We start from the raw sequence: 13980 nt of genomic DNA, 5'->3' as shown, positions 1-13980 counted from the left end.
GCGGTCGTCCGGAGGAACCACCGGCTACTCGAGGACCGGCTACTCGAGGACCTCGGAGGCCTCGAGCCAGGCGAGCTCGAGCTCCTCCTTCTGCCCGAGCAGCCCCTGGAGCTCGGCGTTGAGCTCGCCGAGGCGGCCGTAGTCGTCTACGGACGCGGCCATCTGGGCGTGGAGCTTCTCCTCCTGGGCCGCGATCTTGCCCAGCTGGCGCTCGATCCGCGCCAGCTCCTTCCGCGCGTCGCGCTTCTCGGCCTCGCTGTGGGCCGACGCCGCTGACGCGCCCCCGCCCGAGGCGGCGCCCGCCGTCGTGCGCGCCTCGCCGGCCGCGGCTCCGGCAGAGGAGGCGGCGTCCGACGCGGCGAGTGCCTCCTCGCGCAGCCGAAGGTACTGCTCGACGCCGCCGGGCAGGTCGCGGACCTTCCCGTCCCCGAGCAGCGCGAGCTGGTGGTCGGTGACGCGCTCGAGGAGGTAGCGGTCGTGGCTCACGACCACGAGCGTGCCGGGCCAGCCGTCGAGCACGTCCTCGACCGCGGCGAGGGTGTCCGTGTCGAGGTCGTTGGTCGGCTCGTCGAGCATGAGGACGTTGGGCTCGCCGACGAGGAGGCGCAGGAGCTGGAGGCGGCGCCGCTCGCCGCCCGAGAGCTCGGACACGCGAGTCCACTGCTTCTGGTTCGTGAAGCCCAGCTGCTCGACGAGCTGCCCCGCCGTGAGCTCCTTGCCGCCCACCGAGAACGTCTGCTTCTCGCGCTGGATGACCTCCACGACGCGCAGGTCCGACACCTCGTCGAGCTCGCGGACCTCCTGGCTGAGCACGGCGGGCACCACGGTCTTGCCTCGCCGGACCCGGCCCGAGGTGGGCTCGATCTCGCCGGCGAGCAGGCGGAGCAGGGTGGACTTGCCCGCGCCGTTGACGCCCACGACGCCGACCCTCTCCCCGGGGGCGAGCCGCAGCGTGATCCGGTCGAAGAGGGCTGCCGCCCCGGCGGACGGTTCGTCGTAGGCGAGGCTGACGTCCTCGAGGTCGATGACGTCCTTCCCGAGCCGGGCCGTGGCCATCTTCGACAGCGCCACCGAGTCGCGCGGCTCGGGGACGTCGGCGATGAGCGCGTTCGCGGCCTCGATCCGGAACTTGGGCTTGGACGTCCGCGCGGGGGCGCCCCGGCGGAGCCACGCGAGCTCCTTCTTCATGAGGTTCTGCCGCTTGCCCTCGACCACGGCCGCCATGCGGTCGCGCTCGGCGCGTGCGAGCACGTAGGCGGCGTAGCCGCCGTCGAACGGGTCGACAATCCCGTCGTGGACCTCCCACGTGTCGGTGCAGACCTCGTCGAGGAACCAGCGGTCGTGGGTGACCACGAGGAAGGCGCCCTCTGTGGGCCGCCAGCGGGTCTTGAGGTGCCGCGCGAGCCACGCGACCCCCTCGACGTCGAGGTGGTTGGTGGGCTCGTCGAGCATGATGACGTCGTGCGGCTCGATGAGGAGCTTGGCGAGGGCGACGCGCCGCTTCTGACCGCCGGAGAGCGAGCGCACCTGGGCGTGCCAGTCGACGTCGGCCACGAGACCGCCCATGATGTCGCGGATCTTGGGGTTGGCGGCCCACTCGTGGTCTGCGCGGTCCCCCACGATCGCGGCGCCGACCGTCAGGTCGCCGTCGAGGACGTCGCTCTGGTCGAGGTAGCCGACGTTGACGTCGCGGCGCTTGGTGACCCGGCCGGCGTCGGGCGTCGCCTTCTGGGCGAGCAGGCGCATGAGCGTGGACTTCCCGTCGCCGTTGCGGCCCACGACCCCGATGCGGTCCCCCTCCTCGAGGCCGACCGTCACCCCGTCGAGCACCGTCCGGGTGCCGAAGGAGATGCTCAGGTTCTCGCCGCCGAGAAGGTGTGCCACGGGATGGGGGTCCTCACTGTGCTGGGGAAAGCGACGACAGAAGCCTAGCCGTCACAGCACGGTGTCGCTCACAATCCTGGCGCCGGCGACCGGCCCGTGCACGGCGAGCGCCTCGACGCCCTGGCGCGCGAACGAGTCGACGAGGTCCTGGGCGGCGGCGGCGTCCACGGCGAGCAGCGCGACCGTCGGGCCGGAGCCGGAGACGATCGAGGCCAGCGCGCCGTGGGAGTCGGCCCAGCCGAGGGTGTCGCGCAGCTGCGGCGCGAGCTCGACGGCGGCCCGCTGCAGGTCGTTCACGAGCAGGTGGCGGAGCCCGCCGGCGTCGCCGCTGCGCAGCGCGGTGAGGATCCCGGGCTCGACGTCGGTGGGCTCGGGAGCGTCGAACCCCTCGGCCGCGCGCAGCCGGTCGAGCTCGGCGAAGACCCGCGGGGTGCTGAGGCCGTACTCCGCGGGGACGAGGACCCAGTCGAGCCGTGTCGTGGCGAGCGCCGGCGAGAGCTGGTCGCCGACCCCGAGCCCGACGGCGGCGCCGCCCAGGAGCGCGAAGGGGACGTCGGCGCCGAGCTCGGCCGCGAGGTGGGCGAGCTCCTCCTTCGACAGGCCGGAGTCCCACAGGGCGTCGCAGGCGAGGAGGGCAGCAGCGGCGTCCGCAGAACCCCCGCCCATCCCGCCGGCGACCGGGACGCGCTTGGTGATCTCGAGGTGGACCCCCGTGGGCCGTTCGGTGACCTCGGCCATGAGCCGGGCCGCCCTGACCGCGAGGTTGCGTTCGTCGAGGGGGATGTCGAGCTCGTCGAGGTCGAGCGTGCTGTCCGGGCTGAGGCTGACGGTGACCCCCGGCTCGGGCGTGCTCGTCGCCGTGACCTCCTCGAAGAGGGACACGGCGAGGTACACACTGGCCACGGAGTGGTAGCCGTCCGGGCGGGCCGGGCCGACCCGCAGGGAGACGTTGACCTTTCCGGGGGCCTTGACCTTCACGGAGCGGGGACGGGGGGTGCTCATGGTCCCCACGCTAGCCGAGGGCCTCCGCGGCGGCGGATGCGGAGCCTGCGGCGCGCTTCTCCTCGGCGATGCGCGCGAACTCCGCGACGCCGAGGACCTCGCCGCGCGCGCTCGGGTCCACGCCGGCGGCGCGGAGGATCGCCTCGGCCTCGGCCCCGGACCCGGCCCAGCCGGAGAGGGCCGCACGGAGCGTCTTGCGCCGCTGGGCGAACGCGGCGTCGATCACGGCGAAGACCTCCTCGCGGGGCGCCGTCGTGGGCGGCGGTGCGGTGCGCGTGAAGGCGACCAGGCCCGAGTGGATCTTGGGGGCGGGCCAGAAGACGTTCATGCCGATGACGCCGGCCTTCCGCATGGTCCCGTACCACGCGGCCTTGACGCTCGGAACGCCGTAGGTCTTCGATCCGGGTCCGGCCGCGAGTCGGTCGGCGACCTCCTCCTGGACCATGACCAGGCCGTGCTGCAGGCTCGGGAAGTGCTCGAGCAGGTGGAGCACCACGGGGACGGCGACGTTGTACGGCAGGTTCGCCACGAGGGCGCCCGGGCCCTCGGGCGTCCCCGGCAGGTCGGTCACCTTGAGCGCGTCCGAGAGCACGAGGTCGAAGCGCCCGACGGCGCCTGGGCGCCACCGCGCGATGGTCTCCGGCAGGCGCCGGGCGAGGACCGGGTCGATCTCGATCGCGACGACCCGCGCCGCGGCGTCGAGGAGGCCGAGCGTGAGGGACCCCAGCCCGGGGCCGACCTCGAGCACCGTCTCCTCGGGATGGATGCCGGCGGCTGCGACGATCCGGCGGATGGTGTTGCCGTCGATCACGAAGTTCTGGCCGAGGGTCTTGGTCGGCCGGATTCCGAGTTCGCCCGCGAGGGCGCGGATGTCCGCGGCGCCGAGGAGCGGCTGCGGCCCGGGAGAGGGCTGGGATCCGGGCGAGGGCTGGGATCCGGGGGCTTCAGTCACCCGAGAATCCTACGGGACGCCCGGTCCGCGGCACGGCGGGCGTCAGCCGCCGACCGCGGTGCGGCAGCCCCAGGGCGCGAGCCCGGCCTTGGCGTAGTACGTGTTCGCGACCGCGATCTGCTGCTCCTTGGTGGCAAGGGAGGCGTTGGGGGCGTACTGCCCGCCGCCGTTGGCGATCCAGGACGGGATGTCGAACTGGAGGCCGCCGTAGTAGCCGTTGCCGGTGTTCGCCGCCCAGTTGCCGCTCGACTCGCACTGCGCGATGGCCTCCCACATGGCGAGGTTCGCCACCGGAGGCGCCGCCTGGGACGTCGCCGCGCTCTGCGGTGCGGGCTGCGCCTTGGGCTTGGTGCCGACGAGCACCTTCTCGGCGACGGGCTGGCGGGTCACGGTCTCAGAGACGAGAGAGCGGGCGGCCTCGCGGCCGTCGACGAGGAGCAGGCTGTACTTCTTCTCCACGGTGCCCGCGACGCCGGCCTGCACGACCTTCGTCTCGCCCTGGGTGAGGTCGGCGCTCTCGGTCTTCTCGGTCGTGAACGGGACGGACTCGCTCAGGGTTGCCCCCTGGGTTGCGTCGAGGCGGGTGACCTTCACGGACATGCCGGCCACGATCGGCGCGTAGGTCGGGGCCGAGAGCCTGTCCGAGGGGCCCACGGTGACCCCGAGCTCGGCGAGGAGGTCGCCGACGGTCGCGGCCGTCGTCGTGCGCGTCACAGGCTGGCCGTCCACGACGACGGTGACATCCTTCGGCGTCGTGATCTCGACGACGGTGCCCTCCGGCGCGAGGCGCGTGTCGCCTCCGAGGGAGACGACTGCGGTGGAGGCCACGCCGAGTTCGGTGACGAGGTTCTGGACGTCGGGCGCAGTGGTGCTCACGGTCTTCTCCGCACCGTCGAGCTGCACCGTGACCTGCTTCGCGCGGCTGACGGTGATGACGGCGCCGTTCGCGACGGACGCGTCGAGCGAGGGCGAGACCTGGTCGGCCCCGCGGACCTCCACGTCGGCGCCGTTGACGACCTGCCCGACGGTCCCGGCGAAGGTCGTCACGGTGCTCGCCTGACCGTCGACGTCAAGGGTCACGGTCTTGCTGTTGGCGACGAAGGCGGTGGTCCCGAGGGCCAGCGCCGCCACGACGGCGGCCTGGCCCGCGATGCGGACCGGGGAGCGTCGGGTGCCGGGAGGGGTGGTCGTCGAGGCGCTGCGCGCGGAGTATCTGCTCAAGGGGTCACCGATCGTGGATCCACCCGGGCACGGCAGACGTCGGACTGGAACGGCAGGGGGGCGCCGAGCGTCCGGCGGCCTTCCCCGACCCCGGCTGTCGGACACCACTGTAATCGAAACGTTATCAGGGGCCAATTTCCGTAACGCTGCGGCTACGAATGAGAGACCTCTGTCACTCCCAGCCGCCGTACGCCGCCTCGGTGTTGGCCGAGAGTGCGGCGCACAGGGCTGCCAGGTCCGCGTCGAGGACCTCCGCCATCGAACGGACGGTGTAGGGGACCATGTAGCTCGCGTTGGGGCGGCCGCGGTAGGGGTGCGGGGTCAGGAACGGGGAGTCGGTCTCGACGAGGACCCGGGACGGCTCGGCGATGGCCAGGGCGCGGCGGAGGTTCTCCGCGTTCTTGAACGTGAACGTCCCGGCGAACGACATGTACCAGCCGTGCTCGTTGCAGGTCCGGGCGAGGTCCTCGTCCCCGGAGAAGCAGTGGAAGACCACCGTCTCGGGAGCGCCCTCCTCGGCGAGGATGCGCACGACGTCGTCGTGGGCGTCCCGGTCGTGGATCTGCAGGGTCTTGCCGAGCCGCTTCGCCAGGTCGATGTGCCACCGGAAGGATTCGTGCTGGACTGCGAGCGCGTCGCCCTTGGAGCGGAAGTAGTCGAGCCCGGTCTCGCCGATCGCCCTCACCCGGGGGTGGGCTGCGAGGCGCTCGATCTCCTCATACGCGGCCTCGAGCTCGCGCCGGGCCGCGTACCGCGGCGCGTCATTGGGGTGGAGGGCGACCGCGCCGAGCAGCCGCGGCTCGTGCTCGAGGGCCTCGACAGTGAAGCGGGACGAGGGCAGGTCGCATCCGACCTGGACGGCGCGGTCGACGCCGACGGCGGCAGCGGCGTCGAGCGCGTCCCTCACCCCCACCTCGACCAGCCCGTCGCGGAAGTTGAGGTGGGTGTGGTTGTCCACCACCGGAACCGGGAGAGGCTCGGGAGCGGGCGGGTACTCGAGGCGCCGCTTCCGGCCGGACTCGTCGTGCGCGGCGCGCCGCTCCCGCGCGTCCCGCGGAGCGTCCGCTCCCCCGACGGCCTGCTCGTCTGCGTCGTCCTCGGTCCAGCGGTAGGCGGCGGGCGGGTGGGATGCACACATGGCACCAACTGTAGTGGCGGGCTGAGCTGGCGGGCGGTGTCGGCCCTCCAAGAGGCCCCGGTGCCGTAAGGCGTCCGGGCGGGTAACGTGGTCCTAGAGTGTGGCGAACGGCACACGGGCCCGGCGGTCGCCGGCCCGCCCGGAAGGGGGATGCATGGACGGCCATCACGTCGGACAGAACCTCGGAGAGGGCCTCGAACGTGCCGCCGGCCTGGATGCGGCCGGCCAGCAGGCCGGCAGCCAGAACGGAAGCCGGGGTGCCGCCCCACTCGACGACGCGGCCGCGGTCCCGATGGGAGCCGAGGCGTTCAAGGCGACGTGCGAGAGGATCCTGGCCTCCATCGGCCAGGTCATCGACGGGCAGTCCGACGCCGCGCGCCTCGCCCTCACGGTCCTGCTCGCCCAAGGGCACCTGCTCGTCGAGGACGTCCCCGGAGTCGGCAAGACCATGCTCGCCAAGACCCTCGCCCGCACCATCGACTGCTCCGTCAGCCGCATCCAGTTCACCCCGGACCTCCTCCCGAGCGACGTCACGGGAGTGTCGATCTACAACCAGGCGACCCGGCAGTTCGAGTTCCGCCCGGGAGCGGTGTTCGCGAACATCGTGATCGGGGACGAGATCAACCGGGCCTCGGCGAAGACCCAGTCGGCGCTCCTCGAGTGCATGGAGGAGCACCAGGTCACCGTCGACGGCACCTCCTACGCCCTCGGGTCCCCGTTCATGGTGGTCGCGACCCAGAACCCGATCGAGATGGAGGGCACCTACCCCCTGCCGGAGGCCCAGCGCGACCGCTTCATGGCGCGCATCTCGATGGGCTACCCGGACGCGGCAGCCGAGGCAGAGATGCTGGAGACCCACCAGTCGGACTCGCCCCTGCTCAAGGTCCACCCCGTGGTCGACGCGGCCGAGGTGCGCTCGATGACCGCCACCGTCAAGGCGGTCTACGTCTCCGGCCCCGTGAAGGAGTACACGGTCGCCCTGGGCCGGGCGACCCGGGAGAGCCCGCAGCTCAGGCTGGGCGCGAGCCCCCGCGCGGTCCTCCAGCTGCTGCGCGCAGCGAAGGCGCGGGCCGCCCTCTCGGGCCGCGACTTCGTGCTCCCGGACGACGTCGCCGCGATGGCGCCCGCGGTCCTCGCCCATCGGCTCGTGCTCGACCGGAGGGCAGCCGGCAGCGGGTTCAGCGCTGCAGCGGTCCTCGGCTCGATCATCGAGTCGGTCCCCATCCCGGCCGCCGGCCAGCAGCGCCGCCGGGCCTGAGGCGGGCACGCAGTGGGCCGGTCGGAGAGTCGGCGCGCGGGGCAGCGGGCCGGCGGCGCCCACCACTACGGGGGCGCCGTGCGCACGGACTGGAGGGGCGCCCTCACGCTCCGCGGCTGGGGCTTCGTGGGCGCCGCCATCGCCGTGCTCCTGGGCGCCGAGCTCCTGGGCCGGCGCGACCTCCTCCACCTCGCCGTCTTCCTCGGCCTCATACCGGCGGCGGCCCTGGCCTCGAACCTGCTGTTCCGGCCCTCCCTCGACGTACGCCGCACGCCGTCGCCCGACGTCGTCGAGGCCGGGCACACCACCGAGGTCGCACTCAGCCTCGCCCACAGCGGCCTGCTCTCGGGACGCATGTCGATGGCCGAGCAGCTCCCGCCCAGCCTCGGCGCCGGGCCGGGCTTCCTGTACCCGGGCAGGTCGGTCGGAAGGGACGGGAGGAGCCATTACCGCTACGAGCTCGCGAGTCCCCGGCGCGGCCTGTACCTCCTCGGTCCGGTGGAGGCGAAGCACACGGATCCCTTCGGGCTCGCGGAACGGCACAGCCGCATCGGCGCCCCGACCCGTCTGACGGTCACCCCTCCTGTGCTGCCCCTTGCCGCAGGCGTCCTCTCGGGACGGCGCGGGACCGAGGGGACGGTCGCGGCGCGGATCCAGTCCATGCCCAGCGATGATGACGTGATGACCCGCGAGTACCGTCCCGGGGACCCCATGCGCCGCGTGCACTGGGCAGCAACCGCACGCCAGGGGGAGCTCATGGTGCGGCAGGAGGAGTCCGCGACGTCGCCCGAGGCGACCCTGATCCTGGACCTGCGGCGCTCCGCGTTCCCCTTCACCGGGCATGCGGCCTCAGACGCCCCGGACTCCCCCGCCTTCGAATGGGCTGTGACCACCGCGATGTCGGTGTGCGCCCACTTGGTCTCGCTCGACTACTCGATCAGGCTCCTCGCACCCGACGGCACCCTCGCGCTCGCCCGCTCCGCGTCGGCGCCCGAGCCCGACAGCCCTGAGTACGCAGGAGCCGCCGGACTGGCCGCCATCGGGGAGTCCCTCGCCGCGATCACCCCCAGGGAAGCTGCGGCGTCCGCAGGGGACGGGTTCTCCGACCTCCTGCTCGACCGGCTCGAAGGGCACCGCGGGCGCGGCCCGATCGTCGCGATCCTCGGCAGGACGTCCCGGGACGCCGCGCGTGAGCTCGCCCCCGCGGCCCTCCTCGCCGAGCGCGCGCTCGCCGCCGTGGTCGTCCCCGCTGCAGGCGGCGGCCGCGAGGCGGTCGAGGCACTCCGCCAGAGCGGCTGGATGGCTGCCGAGTGCACGCCGCGCACCCCGGTGGCCTCCGCCTGGGCCGCGCTCGTCGACGACAGTCCGGACCGGGGCGGACGGCGATGAGGGCCCGCCGCTTCGCGCACCTCGGCGTGGAGGCCTTCCTGGCCCTCTCCGTCGCGGGCGGCGCCGCCTCCTACGGCGGCGTGCTGCGGGGGTTCAGCTGGCTCTACCCCGTCATCGTCGTCACCTGCGCAGCCCTCGCCGGGACCGCCTTGGCCCGCGCGGCCCTCGCCGGGCGTCGGAGCGCCCCGTGGCACCCGGTGGTCGTCGCCGTCGCGGGCCTCGCGGCCTGGGTGGCGGCGATGTGCGCCATGTTCTTCCGCGCCACGAGCTTCGCCGGGTTCATTCCCGGCCCGCGGACCTTCGCCTCCGCGCGCGAGGCCCTCGACCAGGCGTGGCACACCGTGGTCTTCGACGCCGTGCCCGCGGCACCGAACATCGGAATCGTCGCGCTCCTGGCCGGAGCCCTCGGGCTCATCGCGCTCGTCGCGGAGACGATCACCATCTCGTGCCGCCTGCCTGCGCTCGCCGGAATAGCCCTCCTCGCGGTCCTCGTGGTGCCCGCGACACTCAAGCCGAACAGCGTGGGGGCCGTCGGGTTCGCCGCCGCCGCGGCGGGCTACCTCGGCATCCTCGCCACGGCGCAGGCAGATGGGGGAAGGCCGGACGGCGGAGGGCCCGAGGGCCGGCGGTCCCGCCGGGAGCCGACGCGCGGCGCAAGAGCACCCGAGCGGTCCCCCGGCGAGCTCGCGGCGGCCGCGCTCTCGCCCGGCCGGCTCATCATCCTCATCGCGGCGATCGTCGCCGGGGCGCTCGCGCTGCCGCAGGTGGTGCCCGGGTTCGACCGCGGGCTCTTCCCCGAAGGGGCCCGGCTGCGCAGCTTCGGACAGAATGTCGGCCTCAACCCTCTCATCAGCCTCGGGAGCGACCTGCGCAGCGCCGAAGGCGTGGGCATCCTGCGCTACGCGACGAACTCCACCGTGCCGCTCTACCTCCGCACCGTGACCGTGTCCACGTTCGACGGCGGCTCGTGGGCACCGGACAACCGGGACGACCAGCTGCAGTACCCGCTCACCGGGATCATGCCGCGCACTCCCATCACGGCGGCGCCCAGCGTCACCACGACCACCGTCATCACCACCGGCGGCTTCACGAGCCCCTACCTCCCGGCCCCCTACGCTCCGACCTCGGTGGACGGCCAGCGCGGCCGGTTCGGCTGGGACCCTGCAGACCTGAGCATCAAGGGCGACCCGGGCGCGAGCCGCGACCAGTTCTACACGGTGCGCTCCACGAGGCCCGACATCACGCGCGATGCCCTGGCGACGGCGAACGGCACTCCCCGGGGCCTCAGCTCCGAGGTGCGGGACGTGCCGCGGGGCATACCGGCCTCGGTGCGCTCCGCCGCCGAGGACGTGACCCGCGGCAAGGCCACCGCCTTCGAGCGGGCTGTCGCCATCCAAGCGTGGCTTCGCACGTTCCAGTACTCGGAGCGGGCCCCCGTCGAGGACGGCTATGACGGCACCGGCATGGATGTGCTCGAGACCTTCCTGCAGAAGCGCTCCGGCTACTGCATCCACTTCGCCGCGGCGATGGCGGTCATGGCCCGCATCGTCGGCATCCCGAGCCGGATCGCCGTCGGCTTCGCGCCGGGCCGGCCCACCGGGCAGACGGTCGCGATCCCGTCGGCGCAGGCCCTCACTGAGTACCAGGTCGACGGCCGGGACGCCCACGCGTGGCCCGAGCTGTACTTCGAAGGGCTCGGGTGGGTGCCGTTCGAGCCCACGCCGTCGCGCGGCGTCACCCCGGCCTACTCCGTCACCGACTCCGGCGCCCAGTCAGGCAGCACCAACCTGGACCAGCTCAACGAGGGGCTCTTCCCCTCGGGCGTTCCGGGCGCGCCTCCCGCCGAGTCCCAGGCCTCGGCCCCGGCGGCGTCGGGTGCCTCCACGGAGGCCTCCCCCTGGGTTGCCGCCGCGCTCGTGGCTCTGGGCGTGCTCGCGGTCGCACTCGTCCTCACCCTGCCGGCCGCGCTGCGGGCAGCGCAGCGCCGGCGCCGCTTCGACCGCGGCCTCGACGGCATCTGGGAGGAACTCGAGGCCGTGGGCGTCGACCACGGCCTCCCGCCCGACCCCGCGGACTCCCCCCGCGCCTACGCGAAGCGCCTCACGGCCTGGGAGACGGACGACGGCGGGCTGCGACGCGCGCTCGACACCCTCACCGCCGAATACGAGCGCCACGCCTACGGACGCCCCGGGTACGACGCCGACGAGGAGGCCGCCCGCCGCGCCGTCGCCGTCGTGCACGAGACGGCCCGGCACGCGCAGCGCCCCGTCCGGCGGGCCCGCATCGCCGCGCTGCCGCCGTCTGCCTTCGCGTGGTTCGCGAGGGCACTGACGGCAGTGGCCCCCGCAGCCAAGGCTGCAGGGGCCACAGTCCGTGCCGCTGCGAAGGCCGCCGCACGGTGGGTCAAGCGGAGGAGCTAGCCCGCCGGCGGCGGTCAGCCCGCGTACGGATCGGCGATGCCGGTCGTTTCTCCGTCCGCTGTGCCCGCCGGCGGCGGTCAGCCCGCGTACGGATCGGCGATGCCGGTCGTTTCTCCGTCCGCTGTGCCCGCCGGCGGCGGTCAGCCCGCGTACGGATCGGCGATGCCGATGTACTGCGTCGTCGTGTACTCCGCGATGCCCTCGGCGCCGCCTTCGCGGCCCAGGCCGGACTGCTTGACGCCGCCGAACGGGGCGGCCGCGTTCGAGATGACGCCGGCGTTGAAGCCGACCATGCCGAACTCGATCTGCTCCGCGACGCGGAACATGCGGGCGTAGTCGCGGGTGTAGAGGTACGAGGCCAGCCCATACTCGGACGCGTTGGCGAGGCGGATGGCCTCCTCCTCCGTCGCGAAGGTCGTCACCGGGGCGACGGGGCCGAAGATCTCGTTCCTGAGGATCTCGGCGTCGTTCGGGACGTCGGCGAGGACCGTCGGCGCGTAGAAGTACCCGTCGCCCTCGAGCGGGGAGCCGCCGGTCGCGACGCGGGCACCCGCGGACACCGCCTCGGTCACCAGCGCGTGGACGTCCTTGCGGGCACCACCGTCGATGAGGGGCCCCACGGTCGTGTCGGACTCGGTGCCGCGGCCCGGCTTGAGCGCCGACATCGCGGCAGCGAACTTGGAGGTGAACTCCTCGGCCACCGACTCGTGCACGAGGAAGCGGTTGGCGGCCGTGCAGGCCTCGCCCATGTTGCGCATCTTGGCCGCCATGGCGCCCTCGACGGCCTTGTCCAGGTCAGCGTCGTCGAACACGATGAACGGCGCGTTCCCGCCGAGCTCCATCGAGGTGCGCAGCACGTTCTGCGACGCGTCGGCCAGCAGGCGCCGGCCCACCGGGGTCGAGCCGGTGAAGGAGACCTTCCGCAGGCGGTGGTCCTTCATGAGCGGCGCGGAGATGCTCGACGCGGAGGACGAGGAGACCACGTTCACGACGCCGGCCGGCACGCCCGCCTCGACGAGGACGGCGGCGAAGAGCTGGGTGGTGAGCGGGGTGAACTTGGCCGGCTTGATGATCACCGTGCAGCCGGCGGCGAGGGCCGGGCCGACCTTGCGGGTGGCCATGGCGAGCGGGAAGTTCCACGGCGTGATGAGCAGGCACGGCCCCACGGGCTTGCGCTGCACGAGGATCTTGTTCTTGCCCTCGGGGGTGGTGACGTAGCGACCGTAGTCGCGCACCGCCTCCTCGGAGAACCAGCGGAGGAACTCGGCGCCGTACGTGACCTCGCCGCGGGACTCCGGGAGCGGCTTGCCCATCTCGAGCGTCATGAGGAGCGCGAACTCCTCGGCGCGCGCGGTCACGAGGTCGAACGCGCGGCGAAGGATCTCGGCGCGCTCGCGCGGGGCGGTGCGCGCCCACGAGGCCTGGGCGGCGGCGGCGGCGTCAAGCGCGGCGAGCGCGTCCTCGCTCGTGCCGTCTGCGATCTCCAGGAGAGCCTTGCCCGTCGCGGGATCCTCGACAGCGAAGGTCGCCCCGCCCGTGGCGTCGCGCCACTCGCCGTTGATCAGCAGGCCGGTCGGAACTTTCGCGAGCAGCTCCTGCTCGCGCTCAGGGGTGACAGCGGTGTTCTCGGACACGTCGGGCTCCTTTTCGCAGCACGCTCACCGGCGAGCGTGGGTGGACTGATTCCACGCTAGGCCCCTGCCGCATGGGTGTCCATGCATGACGGAACCACCGTGACGCACTTCACCTGTGCATCTGCACAATCTTCTTCCGCGGAATTCCGGGCTTTTCAGCGGGCGGCCACCGATGCGGCATAGAGCTCCCGCTTGCTCGTCCCGGAGCCCTCGGCGACGACGGCCACGGCCTCCTTGAGCCGGGTCCCGGCCGCAACGAGCGAGTGGACCTCCGCGACGAGATCCTCCATGCTCGACGGCGGCGCCTCCCCCGCGCCCTCGACCACCACGGCGATCTCGCCCCGGACCTCGCTCGACTCGGCCCAGGCGGCCAGCTCGCCGGCGCTGGCCCTCAGGACCTCCTCGTACGTCTTGGTGAGCTCGCGGCAGACGGCGGCCCTGCGGTCCGCGCCGAACGCGTCGGCGAGCGCCCGGAGCATCGCCGCCAGACGGTGCGGCGCCTCGAAGAAGACCATGGTGCGGCGCTCGCCGCGCAGCTCGGAGAGCCGCTGGCCCCTCTCGCCCGCCTTGCGGGGGAGGAATCCCTCGAAGCAGAAGCGGTCCGTCGGCAGCCCCGACAGGGCCAGCGCCGTCAGGACCGCCGAGGGGCCCGGGAGCGCCGTCACCGTCAGGCCCTCGGCCACTGCCGCCTCGACCAGCCGGTAGCCCGGGTCGGAGACGACCGGCATGCCCGCGTCCGTCACGAGCAGGACGGTGCCGCCGGCCCGGACGGCGTCGACGAGCTCGGGCGTCTTGGCGGCCTCGTTGTGCTCGTGGTAGCTCACCACCCGACCGCGGGGCCTCACGCCCAGCCCGGCCACGAGCCGCTGGAGCCTGCGGGTGTCCTCCGCCGCGATGAGGTCCGCCTCCCCCAGGAGCTCGACGAGACGGCGGCTCGCGTCGCCGAGGTTCCCGATCGGCGTCGCCGCGAGGACCACCGCACCGCTTCCCGCGCTGCCCGGGAGGGCGCCAGCGGCGTCGTGCGGCGCGGTGTCTGCGGGGGGCGTGGGGTCGCTGTCGGGCTCGTGCACGGGGCCCAGCCT

The 13980-nt window shown here is 73.3% G+C and carries 10 protein-coding genes; 3 read left to right on the top strand and 7 right to left on the bottom strand.

Annotated elements, in window-relative coordinates; genetic code table 11:
• Positions 1–39: 39 nt before the first annotated feature.
• The 5 genes from CGQ25_RS04705 to CGQ25_RS04685 form a co-directional block, all read right to left on the bottom strand.
• Entirely contained in the window at positions 40–1884 is a 1845-nt protein-coding gene (locus tag CGQ25_RS04705; RefSeq protein ID WP_208712037.1) for an ABC-F family ATP-binding cassette domain-containing protein, read from the bottom strand.
• A gap of 51 nt (positions 1885–1935) precedes the next feature.
• Positions 1936–2886 carry a 4-(cytidine 5'-diphospho)-2-C-methyl-D-erythritol kinase gene (locus CGQ25_RS04700; protein ID WP_208712036.1) on the bottom strand — a complete coding sequence of 317 codons (951 nt, stop codon included), beginning with the start codon at positions 2884–2886 and terminating at the stop codon, positions 1936–1938.
• Positions 2887–2896: 10 nt separating this feature from the next.
• Positions 2897–3838: a 16S rRNA (adenine(1518)-N(6)/adenine(1519)-N(6))-dimethyltransferase RsmA gene (gene rsmA, locus CGQ25_RS04695; protein ID WP_208712035.1), complete on the bottom strand. Its 942-nt coding sequence runs from the start codon at positions 3836–3838 to the stop codon at positions 2897–2899.
• A 42-nt stretch (positions 3839–3880) separates the two neighbouring features.
• A complete protein-coding gene (locus CGQ25_RS04690) occupies positions 3881–5059 on the bottom strand; it encodes a resuscitation-promoting factor (RefSeq protein ID WP_208712034.1) in 1179 nt (392 codons plus the stop codon).
• A 172-nt stretch (positions 5060–5231) separates the two neighbouring features.
• Positions 5232–6197, bottom strand: coding sequence for a TatD family hydrolase (locus tag CGQ25_RS04685; RefSeq protein WP_208712033.1), 966 nt, complete (start codon positions 6195–6197; stop codon positions 5232–5234).
• Between the two features lie 154 nt (positions 6198–6351).
• Between CGQ25_RS04685 and CGQ25_RS04680 the strand changes: the two genes are divergently transcribed.
• Genes CGQ25_RS04680 through CGQ25_RS04670 form a run of 3 tightly spaced genes read left to right on the top strand, consistent with a single transcriptional unit; the run spans position 6352 to position 11264 of the window.
• Positions 6352–7455 (top strand): MoxR family ATPase, encoded by a 1104-nt coding sequence (locus tag CGQ25_RS04680; protein ID WP_255405572.1) that lies wholly within the window; start codon positions 6352–6354, stop codon positions 7453–7455.
• Between the two features lie 12 nt (positions 7456–7467).
• Positions 7468–8844, top strand: a complete 1377-nt coding sequence (locus tag CGQ25_RS04675; RefSeq protein ID WP_208712032.1) for a DUF58 domain-containing protein — start codon at positions 7468–7470, stop codon at positions 8842–8844.
• Positions 8841–11264, top strand: a complete 2424-nt coding sequence (locus CGQ25_RS04670) for a DUF3488 and transglutaminase-like domain-containing protein (protein WP_208712031.1) — start codon at positions 8841–8843, stop codon at positions 11262–11264. Before CGQ25_RS04675 ends, CGQ25_RS04670 begins: the two co-directional genes overlap by 4 nt.
• A gap of 140 nt (positions 11265–11404) precedes the next feature.
• On the opposite strand, the gene CGQ25_RS04665 is transcribed toward CGQ25_RS04670, so the two are convergent.
• The gene (locus CGQ25_RS04665; RefSeq protein ID WP_208712030.1) at positions 11405–12898 is read right to left on the bottom strand and encodes an NAD-dependent succinate-semialdehyde dehydrogenase; all 1494 of its coding nucleotides are present in this window, start codon (positions 12896–12898) and stop codon (positions 11405–11407) included.
• A gap of 155 nt (positions 12899–13053) precedes the next feature.
• Positions 13054–13968: a 16S rRNA (cytidine(1402)-2'-O)-methyltransferase gene (gene rsmI, locus CGQ25_RS04660; RefSeq protein ID WP_208712029.1), complete on the bottom strand. Its 915-nt coding sequence runs from the start codon at positions 13966–13968 to the stop codon at positions 13054–13056.
• Between the last annotated feature and the right edge of the window lie 12 nt (positions 13969–13980).

The organism is Sinomonas sp. R1AF57 (genome assembly GCF_002224485.1).
GTDB lineage: Bacteria > Actinomycetota > Actinomycetes > Actinomycetales > Micrococcaceae > Sinomonas > Sinomonas flava.
Note: the sequence above shows the minus strand (reverse complement) of the source record. Positions and strands in the feature narration are given on the sequence as shown.

Bases quoted from the DNA above. Each gene is read 5' to 3' on its own strand.
- CGQ25_RS04700 (WP_208712036.1), bottom strand. From the start codon at position 2,886: ATGAGCACCCCCCGTCCCCGCTCCGTGAAGGTCAAGGCCCCCGGAAAG.
- CGQ25_RS04685 (WP_208712033.1), bottom strand. From the start codon at position 6,197: ATGTGTGCATCCCACCCGCCCGCCGCCTACCGCTGGACCGAGGACGAC.
- CGQ25_RS04680 (WP_255405572.1), top strand. From the start codon at position 6,352: ATGGACGGCCATCACGTCGGACAGAACCTCGGAGAGGGCCTCGAACGT.
- CGQ25_RS04670 (WP_208712031.1), top strand. From the start codon at position 8,841: ATGAGGGCCCGCCGCTTCGCGCACCTCGGCGTGGAGGCCTTCCTGGCC.